The 21,471-nt window shown below is 65.9% G+C and carries 13 protein-coding genes; 9 read left to right on the forward strand and 4 right to left on the reverse strand.

Translation table 11 applies throughout. The features are described from left to right. Positions 1 to 4,336: FkbM family methyltransferase (locus tag DEW08_RS29545; RefSeq protein WP_146214790.1), on the reverse strand; the 4,336-nt coding region annotated here is incomplete at its 3' end. Positions 4,337 to 4,999: 663 nt separating this feature from the next. Here DEW08_RS29545 and DEW08_RS29560 point away from each other — a divergent pair. From DEW08_RS29560 to DEW08_RS29580, 6 genes are all read left to right on the forward strand, one after another. Continuing rightward, positions 5,000 to 10,873, forward strand: a complete 5,874-nt coding sequence (locus DEW08_RS29560) for a DUF4214 domain-containing protein (protein WP_168220567.1) — start codon at positions 5,000 to 5,002, stop codon at positions 10,871 to 10,873. 122 nt (positions 10,874 to 10,995) lie between these two features. Continuing rightward, complete coding sequence (locus tag DEW08_RS29565) at positions 10,996 to 11,790, forward strand: hypothetical protein (RefSeq protein WP_109334199.1); 795 nt, start codon at positions 10,996 to 10,998, stop codon at positions 11,788 to 11,790. Positions 11,791 to 12,028: 238 nt separating this feature from the next. After that, positions 12,029 to 12,604 carry a hypothetical protein gene (locus DEW08_RS30875; RefSeq protein WP_146214791.1) on the forward strand — a complete coding sequence of 192 codons (576 nt, stop codon included), beginning with the start codon at positions 12,029 to 12,031 and terminating at the stop codon, positions 12,602 to 12,604. A gap of 166 nt (positions 12,605 to 12,770) precedes the next feature. After that, positions 12,771 to 13,076 carry a hypothetical protein gene (locus tag DEW08_RS29570; protein WP_109334201.1) on the forward strand — a complete coding sequence of 102 codons (306 nt, stop codon included), beginning with the start codon at positions 12,771 to 12,773 and terminating at the stop codon, positions 13,074 to 13,076. 122 nt (positions 13,077 to 13,198) lie between these two features. Then, positions 13,199 to 13,834 carry a hypothetical protein gene (locus DEW08_RS29575; protein ID WP_109334203.1) on the forward strand — a complete coding sequence of 212 codons (636 nt, stop codon included), beginning with the start codon at positions 13,199 to 13,201 and terminating at the stop codon, positions 13,832 to 13,834. Positions 13,835 to 13,871: 37 nt separating this feature from the next. Beyond that, complete coding sequence (locus DEW08_RS29580; protein WP_109334205.1) at positions 13,872 to 14,144, forward strand: hypothetical protein; 273 nt, start codon at positions 13,872 to 13,874, stop codon at positions 14,142 to 14,144. A 19-nt stretch (positions 14,145 to 14,163) separates the two neighbouring features. Here the strand turns inward: DEW08_RS29580 and DEW08_RS29585 are convergent, their stop codons facing one another. Next, the gene (locus tag DEW08_RS29585; RefSeq protein ID WP_168220569.1) at positions 14,164 to 15,957 is read right to left on the reverse strand and encodes a glycosyltransferase; all 1,794 of its coding nucleotides are present in this window, start codon (positions 15,955 to 15,957) and stop codon (positions 14,164 to 14,166) included. 51 nt (positions 15,958 to 16,008) lie between these two features. Beyond that, positions 16,009 to 17,451: a mannose-1-phosphate guanylyltransferase/mannose-6-phosphate isomerase gene (locus tag DEW08_RS29590; protein ID WP_109334209.1), complete on the reverse strand. Its 1,443-nt coding sequence runs from the start codon at positions 17,449 to 17,451 to the stop codon at positions 16,009 to 16,011. 372 nt (positions 17,452 to 17,823) lie between these two features. Between DEW08_RS29590 and DEW08_RS29595 the strand changes: the two genes are divergently transcribed. The 3 genes from DEW08_RS29595 to DEW08_RS29605 all read left to right on the forward strand — a co-directional run bounded on the left by DEW08_RS29595 (position 17,824) and on the right by DEW08_RS29605 (position 20,522). Then, positions 17,824 to 18,681, forward strand: a complete 858-nt coding sequence (locus DEW08_RS29595) for an ABC transporter permease (protein ID WP_109334211.1) — start codon at positions 17,824 to 17,826, stop codon at positions 18,679 to 18,681. Then, positions 18,682 to 19,449 (forward strand): ABC transporter ATP-binding protein, encoded by a 768-nt coding sequence (locus DEW08_RS29600; RefSeq protein WP_109334213.1) that lies wholly within the window; start codon positions 18,682 to 18,684, stop codon positions 19,447 to 19,449. Positions 19,450 to 19,541: 92 nt separating this feature from the next. Beyond that, entirely contained in the window at positions 19,542 to 20,522 is a 981-nt protein-coding gene (locus DEW08_RS29605; protein ID WP_109334215.1) for a GDP-L-fucose synthase family protein, read from the forward strand. Between the two features lie 34 nt (positions 20,523 to 20,556). Here DEW08_RS29605 and DEW08_RS29610 read toward each other — a convergent pair whose 3' ends face one another. Continuing rightward, positions 20,557 to 21,441 carry a glycosyltransferase family 2 protein gene (locus tag DEW08_RS29610; protein WP_109334217.1) on the reverse strand — a complete coding sequence of 295 codons (885 nt, stop codon included), beginning with the start codon at positions 21,439 to 21,441 and terminating at the stop codon, positions 20,557 to 20,559. Positions 21,442 to 21,471 lie beyond the last annotated feature (30 nt).

Genomic DNA, 21,471 nt, shown 5'->3' on the forward strand with positions numbered 1-21,471 from the left:
CTCCGCTCAGGCACAGCAGGCCCGTATCGGCGCCCGGATGGAGTTCCTCCTGTCGTGCCGGGACCCGGGCGAAGGCGCGGGCCATCCGGGCGAGGCGGAGTCCCTGCCGGGCGTAGTCATGGGTCTCGATCCAGGCTCGGGCCGCCCCCTCGACCCGTCTGGCCGTTTCGGTTCCCTGCCCGATGTGCTCCAGGGCCTCGGCGATGCCATCGGCCATATGCTCCGGCGTAATGCCGGGGAGGCGGAATACCGCGTCGCCCAGATCGTCGAAGAACGGCAGCGGCGTCACGGCGACGGGACGGCCGACCGACAGCCCGTACCGGACGGACCCGCTCGCGGATTCGCTCGTCTTCTGATAGGGGTTGACCACGAGGTCGGCTTCGGCGAGCAGTGGGAGGCAGACCTCGTCCGCCAGGAATTCAGTGCGGAAATCGATCTCGGCGGCGAGATCGAGGCGGTCGATTGCCTCCCGGATCTTCTGCACCTCCTGCGCCGACACGCCGGCGGGATGCTCAGCATTGAGCATGCGTACGTGCACGGTCTTCCCCCGCTGCTTCAGGATCCCGACGGCCTCCACCAGTTCCACCAGCCCCTTGTTGGGAAGGCAGAAGCCGAACGAGGCGATCAGCGGCGGCGTGTTTTGTGTGTGCAGGTCGGAAAGATGGACCTTGTTCATGGCGCCGTGCGGGAACAACAGGACATTGTCGACGAGTCCGAGCGTCTTGAGGCGTTCCATGTCGCCCAAAGTATGCGCCAGAATTCTGCGGCACTTCCGGAGTCCGCCGATGAAGTCCGACAAGCGGAAGTTGTCCATCCCGTCATAGGGATCGATGGTCGAATGCAGGTCGATGAAGACCGTCACTCCCCGGTCGGCGCACGACTCGATGAAGTCGTTCAGTTCGAAGTGGTTGAAGAAGCCGTAATTGAATTGGATGACGACGGCGTCGATCGACAGTGCGGCCACATCGTCCAGTACCTGATCGAAGCCGTTCCTGACCTTCTCGACAGTCCAGTTCCGGAGGCAGTTGGGGCCATCGGGCACCAGCGGTTCCTTGCGCGGGGCGAAGATGTAGACTTCCTTCGAGGGGATGGCCGCGAGCAGATGCTCTGAATAAGTGGCGATCCCGCACTTTTCGTTCCAGGTCGTGATCCACGCCATCCGGACCGGTCCCGTTCCGCCGACGAGTCCGTCCCGTACGGCCCCGCCCAGCGACGCCAGGCGTATCGCCGCATCCTTCCAGGTGAAGTGGGCGAGAAGCCGGCGACGGCCGGCCGCGGCCTTCTCCCGGCGCTCGGCCGGCATGGCTCGGTAGGCGCTCCACAAGCAATTGTCGAGCGAACCTGCGATGGGATCGGCCAGAACGCACATTGCCGGAGTACCGGGGACAGGAGCCCGCCGGTAGTGGAAATCGACGAGCCAGGCGTTCGTATCGTCGCAATAATCGAGGTGGTCGCCCCAGCCGGTCGCAATCACCGGCAGTCCGGACAGGAATGCCTGCGCAATCGTCTGGTCCAAGCCCGGCCTGCGGACGGGAGCGACGAAGACGTCGCACTGCTCGTAGAGCGCCTTCAATTCGCCGTCACCCAAGGCCGTGCCGATCACGACGACATGCGGGTAATGCGGGTTGCCGCTTCGAAGCTGGTCGAGTTGGGCCATGGTCCCGGGCATATCCGGGCCGTTCTGCACGACGATCAGGGACACGTCGTCCTCGTCGCTGAACACATACCCGAACGATTCCAGCAGCAGGTCGAGGCCTGTGTCCGCTGTCCTGAACGAGACGTGCAGGAAGCGGAAGCCCTTGCCCGGGGCAACGACTCCCGGAGCGGTCGCCACGGCCTCCCAGTGGTCCACTCCAATGCCGACGACGGCTGCAGGAATGGAAAGCCCCTGATCGACCAGGGTCTTCAGGCTGTGCCTCGAGATGCAGGCGATGCCACCCAGCCGTTCGTTGGCGCGGTCGACCCACTCGGCTGGGACGCCGGTCTCCGTCCAGCCATGCTCCACCAACAGGGGCCACGCCTCCCGGACATCGGGTGGCGTGGCGGGCAACGCCCCGACCACGTTCACATCGGCAGCAAAGGGCGCTCCGTCCGGAACGACGACACCGCCGAGTTGCTCCACGCTGCGCCGGATTTCGACCAAGGCAGGTGAACGACAATCGGCGGCAGGGCCGAAGCGCCACGTCAAAGCGTTCAGGAGGGCGAGGCTGTCCAGTTCCGGATCGCTCCGCTCCGCTTCGCCCTCTCTCCGCTGGGCCAATTCACGCCGGGCCATATCGAGCAAGGTACGGGTTCTGGCCAGGGCGTTTCGGGTCGGTTCCAGCACCTGACGATTCTCGCGCAGCTCGGCGCATGCGGTGGCGAGTTCGGCCTGCGTCGCCTCGTGGTCCTGCTGGATCCGGACGAGGTCTTGCCGGGTCCGGACGAGGTCTTGCCGGGTCCGGTCGAGGGCGTCCTGCTTTTCGTGGAGCGCCGCCTGCAGGGCGGTGCGCTCGGCCTGCACCGCCTCGTGGTCCTGCTGGATCCGGACGAGGTCCTGCCGGGTCCGGTCGAGGGCGTCCTGCTTTTCGTGGAGCGCCGCCTGCAGGGCGGTGCGCTCGGCCTGCACCGCCTCGTGGTCCTGCTGGATCCGGACGAGGTCCTGCCGGGTCCGGTCGAGGGCGTCCTGCTTTTCGTGGAGCGCCGTCTGCAGGGCGGTGCGCTCGGCCTGCACCGCCTCGTGGTCCTGCTGGACCCGGACGAGGTCCTGCCGGGTCCGGTCGAGGGCGTCCTGCTTTTCGTGGAGCGCCGTCTGCAGGGCGGTGCGCTCGGCCTGCACCGCCTCGTGGTCCTGCTGGACCCGGACGAGGTCCTGCCGGGTCCGGTCGAGGGCGTCCTGCTTTTCGTGGAGCGCCGCCTGCAGGGCGGTGCGCTCGGCCTGCACCGCCTCGTGGTCCTGCTGGACCCGGACGAGGTCCTGCCGGGTCCGGTCGAGGGCGTCCTGCTTTTCGTGGAGCGCCGCCTGCAGGGCGGTGCGCTCGGCCTGCACCGCCTCGTGGTCCTGCTGGACCCGGACGAGGTCCTGCCGGGTCCGGTCGAGGGCGTCCTGCTTTTCGTGGAGCGCCGTCTGCAGGGCGGTGCGCTCGGCCTGCACCGCCTCGCGGTCCCGGTGCGCCTGGACGAGATCCAGTTGGACCTGGGTCAGTATGTTGCGACTTTCTTGAAGAGCACCCTGCGTGGTTGCGAGCTCGGCCTGTGCCGCCTCGCGGTCCCGATGGGCCTGGACGAGATCCTGCTGCACCCGGTCCAGGATTTCCTGGCTCCTGCGCAAATCTCCTTGTGTCGTATCCAACTCCTGCCGGGTCCGGACAAGCTCCTGCTGCGTCTGGGTCAGGATTTCCTGCTTTGCTTGGAAGGCGCTTTGTGTGGTTGCGAGCTCTGCTTGTGCCGCATCTCGTTCCTGTCGTGCCTTGCCAAGCTCATGATGCACATGGTTCAGTGCCGCGTGTGATTCCTCGAGATTGCCGCGCAGCTCCGATTCCGTTTCCTGGAGCCGGCCGCGTTCCGCGAGGAAGCGACTCTCGGCTTCCCGGCTGTGGGCATCGGCCTCAGCCCGCACCTGTTCCAGCTCGCCCTTGTAGCGTTGCACAATGGCGCCAGCCGTCCAGTTGTTCTCGCATGCCTGGACTTCATCAAAAAGGCAAAGCCCGTAACGGAAATGTTCCTTCAGATCAAGATGGGCCTTTGACAAATAATAACGATTTAGCGCATCGAAATAAACAAATACGTATCCTTTAGAGAGAATCAAACTCTCCCATTCTCTGTAGTTTTCAGAACGATTTACCGGATCTATTGCTTCGATGACTATGATCCAGGGGCGCCGCTTGGACTTTGTCCAGCCTCTGAGGACAGCGGCCTCAGCGCCTTCGACATCGATTTTCAGCCAGTGTATGTCATCGGTCGCAGATCGCCCCAGAACATGGTCCAGAGTGATCGACGGAACATCATGGACCACGAAATTATAGCCCTGGCGCCGCCGTTCCTCGGCAATGTCGGCCTTTACCGTGGACATGCCGGGATTGTCCACGATTTCATAGTAGGTCAGCCCTTCAGGGTGATCCAGGACCGCGGCCTGCAGAACGAGTTCATCAGGACGGTCGCGGCGCAGCGCGTCGGCGTATCGCAAGTTGGGTTCGACATGTATGCCGCGCCAACCCTGCTCGTAGAAGGCCTTGCTCACCGAGTCGTAATTGGGATCCCATGCCCCTATGTCGATGTATGTGCCTTTGCTGACGTGCTTCAGGGCCCGCCACAGCAGAGCATCTTCAAAATTCTGGGCATAGGAGACGAAAACCATATTACTCCTTGCATTTTAAGCGTGATTCATCCGCGCCCAGGCGCTTTGGCAATGACAATTTTACCAGCCCGATGGGAGAGCGTGAAGTGTAACTTTCCATGGGGCGCACGTGGGGCCTGTTCCATTTCGCGTATGCCCCACCACCTGTTTCCGATTATAACGTCTTACGTTAGAATCGTTCCGGCGAACAGGGATGGCGGTTCACCTTGCCTCGCCCCGGGCCGCCGGGGCATGGAGGAGGCATGATGAAACCATGGGAGGAGAGGCCAGCGATCGGCCGTGCGGCAAAAAATCACATCCGGAAATTGCCGCAGATCGGAAGCTCATGTGCCGGTCCGGAGTTTCTGCTTGCGTTCAACCCGATTCGGCAACGCCGACTTTCCTGCCGGCGCGCATGGCCTGCTGGCGCAGAGGAAGCGGATGGAAGGGAGGCCAGGCAGGAAATTTCCATGAAAGCATGAGATTCCGGGTCCTTGATTCGCCTTCCGCCCGCATGAGTGCGACCACGCAATCCTGTTTCGCGGTGTTACCTGTTTGCAAGACAGGTGACGGTAATGCCATCTCGCCGAGATGCGCGCTCTTTTGCTTTTGATTTTCGTTGCTTTAGAGATAAATTCCTGTGGCTGCGCGCATAAATATGTTGATGCCTTCGGGGTGCTAAAAATGGACAATTCGAGCACAGAAGAATGCAAGGTCCATAATATTATTCGTGGCGCTTTCATAAATACAGCAGAGGAAAAGTGCAGTATTTATGAAAGCGGCCGCATGGTCTATAATTGCATCAATAGTTCTAATGTATACACACTAGATTATTTCCCGATCGACAAAATCGATGTTGGAGCGCTCGCATCGGAGGGGGTCGTCAGGCTTCTTGACGGCACGCTTGATGACGAGCCGCCGAGTTATGATTTCTGGATATTCAATTGGCACTTCATTACGATGGCCTCTCGCATCGACCTTGAGAGCATCGGAAGGCTTCCCGGCATCAAGTTTTCCATCCTGCTCGAGGTCGAGCCCGGAAATCCATTGCGCCACGTGGCCATCGACGTGTTCGACGGCTATATCGCCCTGGATCCGTCGACGCCTGCGACGGGCAAGATTTTTCCGTTTCCCCGCCCGCTGCCGGGAGAACCGCACCGCCCCGCGGAGAGGAACGGCATCCCGGTCATCAGTTCCTTCGGCTTCGGCACTCCCGGCAAGGGATTCCCGCTTCTCGTCGAACTGGTCAACCGGGAGTTCGATCAGGCGGTCGTCCGCGTGAATATTCCACCGGGCACCTATACGTCCTCCTTCGACGGGATCCACGGAACGGCGTATCCGCAGTACCTCGCCGCCCTGTGCCGGAGAATCGCCAAGCCCGGCATCGACGTCCGCTTCAGCTATGACTTCCTGTCGCCGGACGAACTGCTCGAATGGTGTTCCGAAAGCGACCTGAACTGTTTCCTGTACACGCGGCGCCAGGCCGGGTTGTCGGCGACCACGGATCAGGCGATCCTGTCAGGACGCCCGTTGCTGACCGGAACCAACGACACGTTCCGGCATATCCACAAATATATCCCCCCCTATCCCGTGATGACCCTGCGGGAGGCGCTCGATACCAGCGCGCCGTCCGTCCGCCGCCTGCAACAGGATTGGTCCTCCCAGTCGTTTACGCGGACGTTCGAGCGCATGCTCGCGACCTTCGGCATCGCCGCGGCGTCCGGGGAGAAGGGGGACACGCCGCTCCAGCAATCGGTCCGTCCGCTTCCGGTGCTGGTCCTCTCCTTCGAGGAGGCCGGCGGGACATCCATCCTCTTCCATGAGACCCGGCTCGTGGATTGCCTGGGGCGCTCCGGTGTCTACGATGTCCGCCTGGTCCGCCGTGACGAGCTGGACGACTTCGCGGCGCAGGATACCGGTTACAGGCCGGCGGCCGTGGTCGTGACGGGCTTCCGGGGTGATCCGGGAACACTGGACAGTGCCCTGCCCTTTGTCACCGGGCCGAAGATCATTCTGTGCGGCGAAGCTCCGGAAGGCGGCCCGGTTGCCCGGGGTGAGGACATCTTCGTCCTGCCGCGCCGCCCGATCATTCCCTATTTCACGATCGGTGCGGCCAGGCGGCCCGGGCCGCCGCGCATCTGGCTGATCGGGTTCGCGGCTGATGATTCGAACCTCGGGGAGATGTTGGAAAGGATCAGTCGGGACGTCGGCGAGGCCGAGGTGTTCGTCGAGGCTCCCGGGCCGGTCGGGGCGAAGCTGGAAATCCGCCTCGCCGCGCTCGGGTGGTATCATGATCCGACACGCGCCGTGACGGTTTCGGTACGCTCCCTGCCCGGTGACGCCACAGCCATCATTGAGGAGATGGCGGCGGATTCCATGGCCGTCTTCTACCATGATCCGAGCCGGGGCGAGGAACTCGAGAGCCTGGCTTGCCTCGCCCTGACGACGGAGCGGCCGGTCGTCTTCACGCACGCGGCGCCCTTCCCGCAGTTCCTCGGCAAAGGCACCTGTGTCGAGGATGTCTCGTTCGCCGAGATCATGGCAATGGGCGTCGCCGCTCATATCGCGTTGTACGCCGACTTCGGGGAATGGCAGACTTTCGCCGGGATCGACCGGATCCTGTCGCAGAAAATCAAGGTTTGGCCGGCTATGGGCATTCTGGACAGTCTTCCCGCGCTCGAGGGAGACGCTTTCGTCGACGGGGCCTACCGGGCCGTCCTCGGCCGCATTCCCGATCCGGCGGGGTATGCGCATCATCTGGCCCTGCTGAACGGTGGCATGCCGAAGGCCGAACTGGTGGGCAGCCTCTTCCTCTCCCCGGAAGGGCGGGAGCGGCAGACGGCCATCTACGGACCGATTCCCGGCCTGGACGGGCTGACGGCCCTGGAGGGAGGCGCTTTCGTCGACGGGGCCTACCGGGCCGTCCTCGGCCGCACGTCCGATCCGGCGGGACATGCGCATCACCTGGCCCTGCTGAACGGTGGCATGTCGAAGGCCGAACTGGTGGGCAGCCTTTTCCTTTCTCCGGAAGGGCAGGAGCGCCATCTGCAGAACCGGAGGCCGGCCGCGGGCACGGCGGGCGAGCTTCCATCGCTTTTCGGAGGCGCCTTCGTCGATAGGGCCTACCGGGCGGTCCTCGGCCGCGCGCCCGATCCGGACGGCTATGCCTACCATGTGGCCCGGCTGAAGAATGGCCATTCGAGGGCCGAGATGATCGGCATCCTGTTCCTGTCCGAGGAAGGACTGGCCCGCCAGGCGGCCGTTCACGGGCCGATGGCCGGCCTCGACGAGCTGCCTGTTCTCGAAGGGGCGACCTTCATTCATCGGGCCTATTGGGGTGTCCTCGGCCGCATGTCCGACCCGGAGGGCTTCGCCCATCATCTGGCCCTGCTGGACAGTGGTGTGTCGAAGGCGGAGCTGGTGGGCAACCTCTTCCTCTCCCCGGAGGGGCTGGCCCGCCAGACGGCCCCCGATACCCGGCTTCCCGGAGCGGATCTCCTGCTGGCATTGCGGGATGCCCACGCTCCTGCCGTGGCCGAGCCCCTCCCCTCTCCCCCGGCGGAGGCCCCGCCGTCGGCAGAGCCTTCGGGCGAGGAGGCTCCCGTGTCGGAGGCGCCCGCCCCGGTCGAGGCGGCACCGCCCCTCCCTTCTCCGCCTCCCCCTTCTCCGCCCGCTCCGCCGATCGTCCTGAAGGACACGGAGAGCGGCCGCAGCATCTTCGTTCTGGTCGAAGCCTCGGACTCGCCGCAGGTCGTGCTGCCGAACTTCGTCCTCGGCCTGGGCCAGGAGCTGCTCGCCCAGGGAGAGATCCTCCGCTTCGTCCGCTGGAGCCCCGAGCTCAAGAAGTTCGTGCTTCTGCGCCGGGACGAGCTGAACCGGCTGTCCTGGGCCCCCCATGACTTGCGCCACCTGGAACTCCACTCCGTCCGCGACGAACCGCCCGTCCTTCTCGACGCGCCCTTCACCCCGGGACGCGACTGGCTGCTCGTCCCGGGAACGGTGCGGGCGACGCCCAGCGTTTCCTACCTGTTCGAGACCGACCTGATCATCGAGGCGCGCCGGCTGCGGCTCGGCACGGCCTTTGTGTTCCACGACGCCGACCCCCTGCGGCGGCCCTCCTGCGCCGGTGAGGAGGCGGCGGCATTCGAGCTGTACATGCAGGCTCTCCTGTTGGCCGACGTCCTCATTCCCGCGTCGACGATGGCGGAAAACGACCTGCTCGGCTTCCTCACGCAGCACCAGCGCGCCGACCGGGTGCCGCTGATCAGGCGAATTCCCTTCGCCGCGGACGCTCCCTCTCCTGCGGGAGCCGCCGGGCCGGATGCGGTCCGGCGCCTGCGAGGTTTGCTGAGCGAGGCATCCGACAGTGCCAGGCACCCGACGCCGCTCTATCTCTGCCTGGATGCCGGGACGCCCAGCCGGGCTGACGTCCTGTTCGCCCAACGTCTGGCTCACGCCTTCGCGGTGAGAGGGATCGGCGTCGTTCCCGCTGCCTGGGACTGCGAAGCCGGGCGGCTGGTTCCTGCGGCGATGGCAGATCTTGCCCGTCTGGAGTTGGTGGGCGGGGCAGGCGTCTGGTCGGAATGGATCGGCCCGCAGGAGACCGGGGCGCCGGGCTGGGTGGTCGTCCCCAGGGGCGTTCGCGGAGCGGCGCTTACAGGTCTTTCCGTCTACGCCAAGGCCAACGGGTTGCGGGTCGCCGCCATCCTGACCGACGCCGGGGGCGCGTCCGAGGATGCCGGCCCCTGTTTCGAGGAGATTGCCCGCTTCGACAAGGTGCTGTGCGCATCGGACGGGGCCTTCGACGCTTTCTACCGTTTCCTGCTGTCCTGGCGCGGCAAGCTCTTCTGTGCCGAGGATCGCTTCAAGCGGCTGGCCTCGGCGAACGAGATCCCGGAGCGGCTGCGGCCCGGTGCGCCCAGGCGGTCTGGGCCCGGCGCGCTCCGGATCCACGCGGTGGTCGAGCCGGGCTACGCCGTTCATCTCGGCCCGCTGGCCATGGCGGTGGCCGAGGCGGCACGGCAGGCGACCGGCGGCATAGCGCTCACCATATCCGGTGTGGCGCCGGATACGGCCCTCGCCGGCGCGCTGAAGGGCCATGCCGGCTTCGAACTGCGCTTCGACCAGGATCGCGACGGGGCGGTTGCCGGGCGCTGCCGGGAGGACGCGGATGTCGTCATCTCGCTCAGCGGCGATGGCGCACGAGCCCCGGCGGTGGCCGACAGCCTTTGGCTGGGCGTTCCCTGCCTCGTCCTGGACGAGGGGCCCGGCACGGCCGGCCACGCGCCTGGTCTGGTGCTGGCCAGCCTGCGGGATCAGGCGGCGGTCAGGATCGCGATCCTGAAGCTGCTGGATCAGGATTGGAGGAGCTGCCTCGCCCGCGAGGCTCTCGCCCTGCCGGTGCGGACATGGAACGCCTACGCGCGGGACATAGCCGTCGAACTGGCCACCGACCGGCTGGCGGAGACCCTGTGCGTACCGGAAAGGCGGATGCGGCGCGACATCTATGCGGCGCTGCCGAACCTGCGGCGGCGGCCCAGGCTGTCCATCTGCATCAGTACCTACAAGCGTGCCGGCTGGGTGGCGCTGAGCCTGCAGAACATCTTTGCGCAGATCGGTTCCCCGCGCTCCGATCTGGAAGTCCTGGTGGTCGACAATACCTCACCCGACAACACGCCGGAGGTGGTGAAGCCGTACCTGGACCGTCCGGACTTCACCTATGTCCGCAACCCGAAGAACGTGGGCATGCTCGGCAACCTCGCCGTCACCGCGCAGCGGGCGCGGGGCGAGTATATCTGGATTCTCGGCGACGACGATCTCACCCGGGCCGGCACGATCGACCGGATCCTCCGGATCCTGGACGAGCATCCTGGCATCGGCCTCATCTACATGAATTACGGTTACAGCTCCGAGAACAATCCGGGCTCCATCACCGACCTCCAGGGTTTCCTCGACGGGTACAACACGCTCGAGCCGCCCGGTCCGGACGAGGTCGCTCCGGTCAAGCATCTGGCAGCCAAGTGCGAAAACTTCTTCACGGCGATCTACTCGCATGTCTATCGGCGGGACCATGGGCTGCGGTCCTACTGCCAGGACACCAGCGGCCGCATCTTCGCGACCATGGTCTCCTGCGTCCCGACGGCCTACTACGTCCTGCACTACATGGCGGACGAGCCGGCCTACTGGATCGGCGAGCCGTCGCTCGTCGTCAATTCGAACGTGTCCTGGGTCGACTACGGCGCGATGCTGGAGCTGGAGCATCTTCCGAACTGCTGGGATCTGGCGGAGCGGGCGGGCTGCGACCCGGCGGAGGTGGATCGCCGGCGCGCCAACCGCCTGTGGCTCGTCGAGATGATGTGGCGTGAGCTTTTCGAGAACGACCGCGTCGGGAACAGCGCCTACGTCTCTCCACCCCGGCTGCTCCTGCGCCTGAAGCACCTGGGTGAACTCGACAAGTACATTCCCAACTTCCGGGCCATCTACGACCGTGCGCGCCGGGAGGGCCATCCCGCCGCCCTGCTGCCGACGGAAGTCCTGTTCAGCGCCTTCGGGGGCTGAGGCCGGACGGCGGGGGACGGTCCCGTCTCCCGCCGCGGATCGTCACGCGCACGGAGCACCTCCCATCCGGCTTCAGGAGCGGGCGGGGCGGGTGCTGCTGGCCGGGAAAGGATACGGACGCAATGACCTCTCACGCCCTGACCTATTTCCTGCATATCCCCAAGACGGCGGGGACCAGCACGACCGAATACTTCTACGACTCTCTCCCCGCCGGGACCATCTGCCCCCATCGCCTGTGGGACGGGTTGATCACGGCCGGAGAGGACGAGCTTCGGCAATGGCGGGTCTACATCGGGCATTTCGGCGGCCTGCTGCCTCTGTGGCTGCGCGCCTGGCCGGACATCGTGACCGTGCTCCGCTGCCCGGTCGCCCGCACCATATCGCACATCAAGCATGTCCGGCGCGGCCCGGAGCACCCGCTTCACAAGCTGGCCCAGGGCCTGTCGGTCAAGGACTACTGCTTCCACCCGATCCTGTCGCGCTCCGTCGAGAACTTCCAGGCGCGCTATCTCGCGTCCCTGTCCTGGTCCCTGGACATCACCAGGACCGCCGAACCCGGAGCGAGGAACTACGGCGACGTGTCGGTGGCTTTCGAGGACGCGCTCCATTCCCTGCAACGCGGCCCCTATCTCCACCGCTATGCGGAGAGAGCGCTGGAGAGCATGAAGGCCGTGGGCATCGCGGAGAACCATCACAGGACGCTGGAGCTGTTCGCGGCGGCGCTCGGCCTGCCGGGACCGAAATCCGAATACCGCGCCAACATCGGCGCCACGGCCGACAGCCTGGGGCTGGAGATCACCCAGGACGACTACGCCGCCATCGAAGCCGTCACCGAGATCGACCGCGCCCTGTACGAATGCGCCGTCCGGCTTTTCCAGCGGGCCTGCGCGGAGCATGGCATCCCCGACGCGGCATAGCCGCGACCGACCGGCGTCAACGGCGTCGTCGGCCTGTCACCGGGAGCGTGATTCCCGATCACCAAAGAATCACACCCCATCAGATCATCGACACAATTATAATTATCAACAATGGAGAGATGAAAAATAAAAGGTTGCTAAAATTATTATATTCATCGCTGGCATGCCTCGGAGCGGCTCGACTTTCAGCTTCAACGTCGTTCGCGAACTGTCGCTGCGGCGGGGCTCCCTTCATCAATTGACGACGCCGAGCGTTGCCAAGCTACAGGCCAGTGCAGGAAACGCACAAAACGCCATCATGAAAGCGCATGATGCGGATGAAGAAACCCTGAATCTTGTCAGAAGCGGCACTGTGAAGGCAATCTGTACGATTCGGAATCCTGAAGACGCCATTGCATCCTGGATGGAGGCCTTTGGCGGTGATGTGGATATTCTGATTGCCAGTCTCTCGAAATGGTTCGAGCTTTATGATAATATTCGTGATCATGCGCTGGTCGTAGAATACCAGAAAATTTCTCAAGATACGGTTTCCGCTTGCGCAGTGATTGCTCGATATGTTTATCCGGACGTAAGTGACAGTGAGATAAAAGATATCGTATCACGTCACAATCAAAAGGCAGTATTTGAGAGATCACACGCCTTGAAAAGGGACGATCCATCCGTCAGGGACGTTGTCTTCAGCTACCATGACCGGGAAACGCTTTACCACAGAAGGCATGTTTCCACGCTCGACCCGCGACCGGCTCACGAACGTATCGGCGCGGAAGCCGTCGAGAAGATAAGGCAGGCTTTTCAAGGCCGCTCCATCCCCTGATTCCGCCTTTCAGCGCGGATCGTTCTTGACAATCATCCACACCGGGAATAAGAACAAACCATAAACACCAATTCTGCGCCCCGCGTGGCTCCTGCCGCGCGGGGCGTTTTGCGTTCGGGGCGGGCACGCCGCCGACGAGCGCTTCCCACGACCGGAGACCGCCAGCATGCCCGTTCTGCCCATCGACGACTTCGGCCAACGCATCCAGGTCCTGCTGCCGGGGACGCCGCAGGCCGTGACCATCGACGCGGCCTCACGCACCTCCCTTCCCTTCGGCGCGGACACCACCGTGATCCGGCTGGTTGCCACGTCGGCCTGCTTCCTGGCCTTCGGGCCGGCGCCGGTCGCTACGGCTGGCGACCACTATCTGCCTGCGGGGGTGCCGGAGTATTTCCGCGTCGTCCCCGGCATGGCCGTCGCGGTCGTCCGGGCCGGCACGGACGGCACGCTGCACCTGTCGGAGATGCTGTGATGCTGCCTCGTTTCGGCCGACTCCTGGCCGGCATCCGCCAAGCCCTGCCGTTCCTGAGAACCCGCGCGGGCGGCGTCCTCGCGACCCGTGCGGGCGACCGCCTCATCCGGAGATGACCCGCCATGTCCGAAACCGCCCTTCATGAACTGCCCGCCGCCGGCCCCCTGACCGGGGCGGAGATCGTCCCGGTCGACGACGGGACCGCCACGGTCCGGACGACCGTCGCGGCCATCCGGTCGGGCCTGGCCGTCCAGGGCCACGGCCACACGCCGGCCGATGTCGCGGGGCTGCAACCGGCGCTGGACGCCAAGGCGCCGCTCGCGGTCCCGGCCGGCTCCAGACTGAAGATCGGCATGTCGGCGGCAATCGCCGCGGGGCCGCACCGGCCCGAGAATGTGGGCGCAGTCGCCCTGACGGTGATGGACGGGGGTGGCGACAGCGGCGTGTTCGTCGAGAACATCCACGACGGCACCTATTCCAGCCAGCAGGTCGTGTTCCGCACGGCCCAAGGGGGAATCTCCGCGACCACGCCGCGGCTGCGGATCGCCCCGGACGGGTCGTTGCAGCACCGTGACGACGCCACAACGATCGTGGACGCGGCGTCGCACCTGGGGCTGCGCTCCTACACCGTCGCCACCATACCGACTGCCTCGCCGGCCGGCCGCCTCGCCTTCGTCTCGGACGGGTCGTCGAACCGGCGGCTGGCCGTTGCGGACGGAACCGCCTGGCGTTGGCCCGACGGCTCGGCCGTGTCCTGACCTCCCGTCATCGATCCCCAATTCAAGGAGGGCCACCATGCAGACGACCAAGCACCCCTACGAATTCCTGGTGCGCTGGGATCGCGGCGGAAATCTCGCCGGCGCGCACGCGCAGTTCCGCTACGTGACGCGGAGCGACGACGGCGCCATCGTCGGGGACTTCATCGGTCCGGCGGAGCCGGTGGGCGTGGCCGGTGCGGACGGCTTCCCGCTCGCCGACCTCCTGTCGGAGGTGCAGGCGTCCGCGCTCGCCGCGCTGGAGGCCGCCCGCGCCGAGCGTGACGCTGCCCTCGCCCGGGCTGCCGGGTGAACGGAGGCTGACGAAGCGCTCACAGCAGCCCGAGCGCCGCCAGCCGGTCGCGGTAGCGCCGGCCGACGGCGGCGGCGCTGTGGTTGAGGCGGACATGGGTCCGCCCGGCCCCGGCCAGCCGTGCCCTCAGCGCGGCGTCGACGGCCAGGGCGCGCATGCCCCAGGCCGCGTGGTCGATGTCCGGCTCGGCCCAGTAGGTGCCCTCCCCCCACGGGTACTCGCCGGGGCCGACCGGCCTGGGAGAGGCAGCCACGGCGATGGCCGTGTCCGGACGGACCAGTTCGTTGCTGCCGGACCATCCGGTGGCGACGACCGGCTTGCCCAGCAGCATCGCCTCGGCGATCGTCCGGCCGAATCCTTCCGCGCGGTGGAGCGACACATAGGCATCGCATGCTCCGATCAGCCCCAGGACGGTGGGCCGGTCCAGGGTTTCGGCAAGGATGCGGATGCGATGGTCGCCGGCGCAATGCTCCAGGAACTCCCGCCAGACCGGGCTGTCGGACGGCGGGTTCATGACCTTGAAGACCAGCCCGACCGGCTCGTTCCCATGGGGGAAGGCGCGCCGGAACGCGCGGGCGGCGGCGGCGGGATTCTTGCGGTCCAGATAGGAGTTGGCGTCGAACACATAGAGGAACAGGAAGTCCCGCTCGGGCAGGCCGAACTGCCGGCGCGTCACCGCGGCGACCCGCGGCAGTTCGACCGCCATCGGCATGTGGAGGACCGGAACCGGCGCCAGCGGGGCGAACGCCTCCTGGGTGAAGCGCGACGACACCCACAACTCGTCGATCAGCCCGAAGGCCGTCCGCCAGGGATCCGGCCACCGCGGCAGTTCCCAGGGCCAATAGCCGATCGCCCGGCGCCCGACGGTCGTCCGGAACCCGCGCTCCATCAGGAAACGGGCCGTGTCGAAGCCGGTCAGGCAGAATACCGTGGCGGCGTAGGGAAAGCCGTCGGCCACATGCGCGGCCGCCGAGGAGTCCTGCTTGCGGGCAACCGTTCCCTGCGAGAAATCGACGATGTTGACGGGCACCCCGCTGCCGGACAGGGCCTGCGCCATCATCCGCACATCCTCTCCGATCCCCAGCTCGCCATAGGCATAACCGACGAGGGTGCAGCCGCCGTGGGCCGGTAGCGGGGGAGCCGCCGGTTCCTCGTCCCTCTCCGCCGCCCTGCCGGCGGAGAGGGACGAGGAACCGGCGGCCGGACCTTGCGCGATGAGGCCGCTGTGCCACATCCAGTCGGCCAGTCGTCGACGCCCGTCTTCACCGGAGAGATCGAAGCGGCCCTGCAGATCCTCGCGGAAGGCCAGGACCGCGGACATCAGGTTGGTCAGCGGACGGGCGTCGCGCCCGCCGGCTTCCGCCGGAGCGTTGCACCAGGCGCGGATGCCGTCGTCCACCAGATCGTCGAGGCCCATCTCCCGCACCCCGTGCAGGAAAAGCCAGCCGAGCGCCCGCTGCGGCCCGCCGGGCTGAGCGGCACGGACAGCGGCGGCCACGTCGCCGCGCGCATCGAGCAGATAATGCAGGATCCGGGGAACGGTCAGGCCGCCCGGCGGGCCCGGGAAGGGGATGGGTTCCCAGGCGATCCGCCGCTGTTCCGGCGTGGCTGGCCAGGGAGCATGCTCCTTCCGGCCGAAGCACAGCCACCACATCAGAAAGCGGCGGCGGGTCTCCTCGTCTCCGACATCCTCGGTTCCCCGGACGTCGCCGCGCAACAGGAAGGTGAACCAGACATGCGCGTCGAAGTAGGGCGGCCACGATATCTGCCCGTGCGGGCGCAGACCGTCAGGCCGGTCCGCACGGGTTTGCATCTGCCCCACCATCCGCCGTCCGGTCGCCGTCACCGGTCACCGATGCGGGGGCTATGATCGGCCGTAATGGTCTTCCAGGCGGACGATGTCGTCCTCACCCAGATACGATCCCGACTGCACCTCGATCAGGTTGAGCGGTACCTTGCCCGGATTTTCCAGGCGGTGCGCGGTCCCGAGCGGAATGTAGACGGACTCGTTCTCCTGCAGCAGGATCTGCTCGTCCCCGCGGGTGACCAGCGCCGTGCCGTTCACCACCACCCAGTGCTCGGCACGGTGATAGTGCTTCTGCAGCGACAGGCGGGCGCCGGGCGCCACGGTCAGCCGCTTCACCTGGAAGCGGTCGCCGGAGTGCAGCGACTGGTAGAAGCCCCAGGGGCGGTGGACCCGGCGGTGCAGCAGCGGTTCGCTGCGGCCCTGCTTCTTCAGGTGCTCGACCAGCGGCTTGATGTCCTGTGCGCGGTCCTTGGCGGCAACCAGAATGGCGTCCTCGGTGCCGACCACCACCGTATCGGTCATGCCGAGCAGGGCGATGAGGGCGCCGTCCTCGCTGCGGATGTAGCAGCCGGTGCTGTCCCAGGCGACCGCATCGCCCTGGCAGACGTTGCCGCCTTCATCCTTGTCGCCGATGTCCCACAGGGCCGACCAGGCGCCGACGTCGGTCCAGCCGATGCTGCAGGGCACCACCGCGGCCGAATCGGTCCGCTCCATCACCGCATAGTCGATGGAGGTGGAGGGGGCGGCGGCGAAGGCCTCCTCGTCCAGGCGGAAGAAATCGAGATCCGAGCGGCCCTTGGCCAGGGCGGCGCGGGCGGCCTCCAGAACAGCCGGCTCCCAGCGCTCCAGTTCCGCCAGGTAACGGCGCACCGGCAGCAGGAACATGCCGCTGTTCCAGAAGAAATTCTTCTCTGCGATGTAGCGCTCGGCCATTTCGCGCGCCGGCTTCTCCACGAAGGCGGCGACGCGATAGGCGCCATCCTGCCCGGGAAGCGCGTCGCCGCGCCGGATGTAGCCGTAGCCCGTCTCAGGCGCAGTGGGGACGATGCCGAAGGTGGTGAGCTGCCCGGTCCCGGCGGCGGCGGCGGCGGTCGCGATCGCCTGCAGGAAGGCGTCCTGGTCCTGGATGGCATGGTCGGCCGGCAGGATCAGCATGAGCCCGTCCGGATCCTGTTCGGCGACGATCAGCGCAGCGACCGCCGTCGCCGCAGCGGTATTGCGGCCGACCGGTTCCAGGACGATGCGGGTGGCGGCGAGCCCGATCTGACGCATCTGCTCCGCGATGACGAAGCGATGCTCCTGGTTGCAGACCACCATCGGCGTGGCGAACAGTGCCGGATTGGCGACCCGTCCCACCGTGTCCTGCAGCATCGAGCGCTCCGAGCACAGCGACAGGAACTGCTTGGGATACTTCTCCCGCGACATCGGCCAGAGGCGAACTCCGGCGCCACCGGACAGGACTACGGGGTGGATGCGAGCGTTTTGCGAAGCATTCGTCATGGCAGCCGGTCGGATGATTGGTCCGGCGCTTTGTGTAGAGCTTTTATCGAAAGCTTGCTACAGCAAACTGCGCCGCGATCTTCGGCCAAATCGGCATCGGGCCGGGCTTTTGGCAATGGATCGCGGATGCATGGTCTCCGGCTTGTCCATGACCCGCGGCACTTTCCGCCGTCGGTGCCCCGTGCAGGGGTGGCCGGCGCAGAAATCGGGAGGACGGGGCTGTGAAGGAGGCCGGGATCGGGGTATAGAAGCGACCCGTCCGGTTGGTTTCGGAGTCCGTATGCTGCCGTCCATGACTTCCGCGTCATGCTGTCCCACTCCCCTGCCCGGCCGCCTCCCGTCTCGGGGTGCCCGGCGAGGGAGGGTCATGTCATGACGGTCGGGACCTGTTCTGACGCTTCCCCGCATTCGGGAAGCGGGCACCTCTATGACTCCGGCGGCGGCAGCGCCATGGAACAGGCCCGCGACGACCTGGTCAAGGGCGCGAGCCGCTGGCGGCTGTGGAGCCGGCTCGGTTGGCACGACATCCGCAAGCGCTACCGCCGTTCGGTCCTGGGACCCTTCTGGCTGACGCTCAGCATGGCCGTGATGGTGGCGAGCCTGGGACTGATCTACGGCACGCTGTTCCGGCTGGACCTGGAAGGATACCTGCCTTTCCTTGCCATCGGCCTGGCTACCTGGACCTTCGTCGCTTCCTTTCTCAACGAAGGCTGCATCGTTTTCATCGAGCTTGAGCCGCTGATCAAGAACGTGCGCATCCCGATGTCCGTGCATATCCTGCGGGTGCTGTGGCGCAATCTGATCATCTATGGCCACAACATCGTCATCTTCGCGGTGGTGGCGCTGGTCTTCGGGATCCAGCCGGGAGCAGTCGGCCTGCTGGCCCCGGTCGGCCTTCTGGTGCTGCTGGTGAATGCGGCCTGGATCATGCTGCTGCTGGGGATGATCTGTACGCGCTTTCGCGACGTCCCGCCGATCATCGCCAGCCTGATCCAGCTGCTGTTCTTCGTCACACCCGTCATGTGGAAGCCCGAACTGCTGGGCGAGCGCCGCTATCTGATGGCGCTCAATCCCTTCCATCATCTGATCGAGGTGATCCGGGCGCCGCTGCTCGGCCAGATGCCGGGCTGGGAGAGCTGGGCGGCCGGCATCCTGTTCGCCGTGGCCGGCTGGGTGTTCACCTTCGCCTGTTTCGCCCGTTTCCGCAAACGCATCGCCTATTGGCTCTAGATGGCTTCCATCCACCTGAACGACGTCTCGGTCGACTTCGTCCTCTATCAGGGAAGCGCGCGCTCCCTGAAGAAGACACTGCTGCGATCGTCCACCAGCGGAACGCTCAAGCACGATGCGCACCACCGGATCACGGTGAAGGCGCTGAGCGGCATCTCGCTCAAGCTGGAGCATGGCGACCGGGTCGGGCTGATCGGCGGCAACGGCGCCGGCAAGACGACGCTGCTGCGCGTCCTGGCCGGGGTGTACGAGCCGACCGGCGGACGGATCCGCGTCGATGGGCGGATTACCCCCCTGTTCGACCTCGGCCTCGGCCTCGATGTCGACGCCTCCGGCTATGACAATATCCGGATGCGGGCGGCCTATTTCGGGATCGACAGCGACGAGATCGAGCGGAAGATGGAGGACATCGCCGCCTTCACCGAACTCGGCGACTATCTCGACCTGCCGGTGCGCACCTATTCGGCCGGGATGACGTTGCGGCTGGCCTTCGCCGCGGCCACCGCGGTCGATCCGGAAATCCTGCTGATGGACGAATGGATCGCTGTCAGCGACATGCAGTTCCTGGAAAAGGCACAGCGCCGGGCCGAGAGCTTCGTTCAGCGATCAAGCATCATGGTGGTCGCCTCGCATGTCGAGGACGTCCTGAAGAGGCTTTGCAACAAGGCCCTCTGGTTGGATCACGGCACGGTCATGCGCTTCGGAGCGGTTGACGACGTGCTGGCGGAGTACCATAGCCAGCAGGCGGGCGGATTAACCCCATGGTAAAGACACGCTGCTCGATTTCGATATATTAGGCGGGCGGCGGAACGCGCTCGGGCATATTCGCCCGGCGCGGCGATACGGAGAACGGCAAGCATATGACGACGTCTATCCCCTTTTCCCTGGAAGGCAAGCGCGTCTGGGTCGCGGGCCATCGCGGCATGGCCGGGTCGGCCATTGTCCGCCGCCTTGAGCAGGAGCGGTGCGAGATCCTGACCGTGGGGCGCGAGAGTGTGGACCTGTGCCGCCAGGCCGAAGTGGAGGACTGGATGGCGGAGGCCCGTCCGGATGTCGTCTTCCTCGCCGCCGCCGTTGTCGGGGGCATCCACGCCAACAACAGCCGCCCCGCCGAGTTCATCTACAGCAACCTGGCGATCGAGACGAACGTCATCCATACCGCCTGGAGGGTGGGGGTCCGGAAGCTGGTCTTCCTGGGGTCCTCCTGCATCTATCCGCGGATGGCGGAACAGCCGATTCGCGAGGAATCGCTGCTGACTGGTCCGCTGGAGCCGACCAACGAGTGGTACGCGGTGGCGAAGATCGCCGGCATCCGCGCCTGTCAGGCCTATCGCCGGCAGTATGGCTGCGACTTCATCTCGGCGATGCCGACCAACCTCTACGGCTACGGCGACAACTTCGACATCGAGCAGGGGCACGTTGCGGCCGCCCTGATGGTGAAGATCCACCGGGCCAAGGCCGAGGGCCGCGACAGCGTGGTCCTGTGGGGCGACGGAAGCCCGTTGCGGGAGTTCCTGTTCGTCGACGATCTGGCCGACGGGCTGGTGTTCCTGGCGAAGACCTATTCGGGCGAGCCGCACGTCAACCTGGGCTCCGGCCAGGAAATCTCGATCCGCGGACTGGCCGAACTGCTGGCCGGGGTGATCGGCTATCACGGGACTTTCCGCTTCGACACCACCAAGCCGAACGGAACCCCCCGCAAGATCATGGATTCCAGCCGGCTCGCCGCCATGGGCTGGCAGGCGCCGACCTCGCTGCGCGAGGGGTTCGAGCATACATACCGCTGGTATCTCGAGAACCTGGGCACCGGGCGGCTGCGCGGCCTGTCCGCCGGCCGATAGCGGGGGAGCACCGGCCGCGCGGGTTGCGGATGGGTCAGCCGGGCGACAGGATCCGGCGGGCCCGGCGCAGCGTCCGGTGCAGCCGGTCCCGGCCATAACGCGCCAGATCGCGCAATGCATTCCGTGGCGTCTGGCCTCCTCCTTCCGCGGCCGTCAGACGCCGCTTCAACTCCGCATTCTCCATCCGGACGGCCAGGAAGCTTTCCTGATACAGCTCGATCCGCCGGCGCAGCCATGCCTCCGATTGATAGAGCGGCAGGCTGTTCTGAATGGCGTAGACCTCCGGCTGGCCCTTGGCGAGGTTGCTGGAGGTGCCGCCGAGCCCGAAGGACGCCACCGTGACCGGCATGTGCAGAAGCGTGACCGCATCGTCGGCGATTGCCTTCAGGAACCAGTCGTAATCGGCATGAACCCGCCACCGGGTGTCGAAGGGACCCGTGCGGTCGAAGACGCTGCGCCGCGCGAAGGTTCCCTGGTGGGGCAGACAGCCGCAGACCATCGTCTCCGCCGCCTTGTCCGGGTCCTGCGGAACATGGATGATCGTCTGCCCGTCCGGCATCCTGACCTCGATGTCGCCGTAGAAGAGGTCGCCCTCCGGGTGGCGTTCGACGAAGCGCACCGCCGCCTCCACCGCGCCGGGATCGTAGAACCAATCGTCGGCGTTGAGGAAATGGACGAGGTCGCCCGTCGCCCGCGCCAGCCCCTTGTTCATCGCGTCGTAGATGCCGGTGTCCGGCTCCGATACCAGCGCCGCGAGCCGGGGGCGGTGGCTTTCCAGCAGGTCCAGTGTTCCGTCGGTCGAGGCACCGTCGATTACAATGTGCTCGATGTTTCCGTAGGTCTGGAGCGCGACGCTATCCAGCGTGCGACCAATGACCGCCTGCGCGTTACGGCAGACGGTGATGACCGAAACCTTCATTTCCCGTACCCTGGTGAAACAACCTCCGGC

Source organism: Azospirillum thermophilum, assembly GCF_003130795.1.
In the GTDB taxonomy this organism is placed as follows: domain Bacteria; phylum Pseudomonadota; class Alphaproteobacteria; order Azospirillales; family Azospirillaceae; genus Azospirillum; species Azospirillum thermophilum.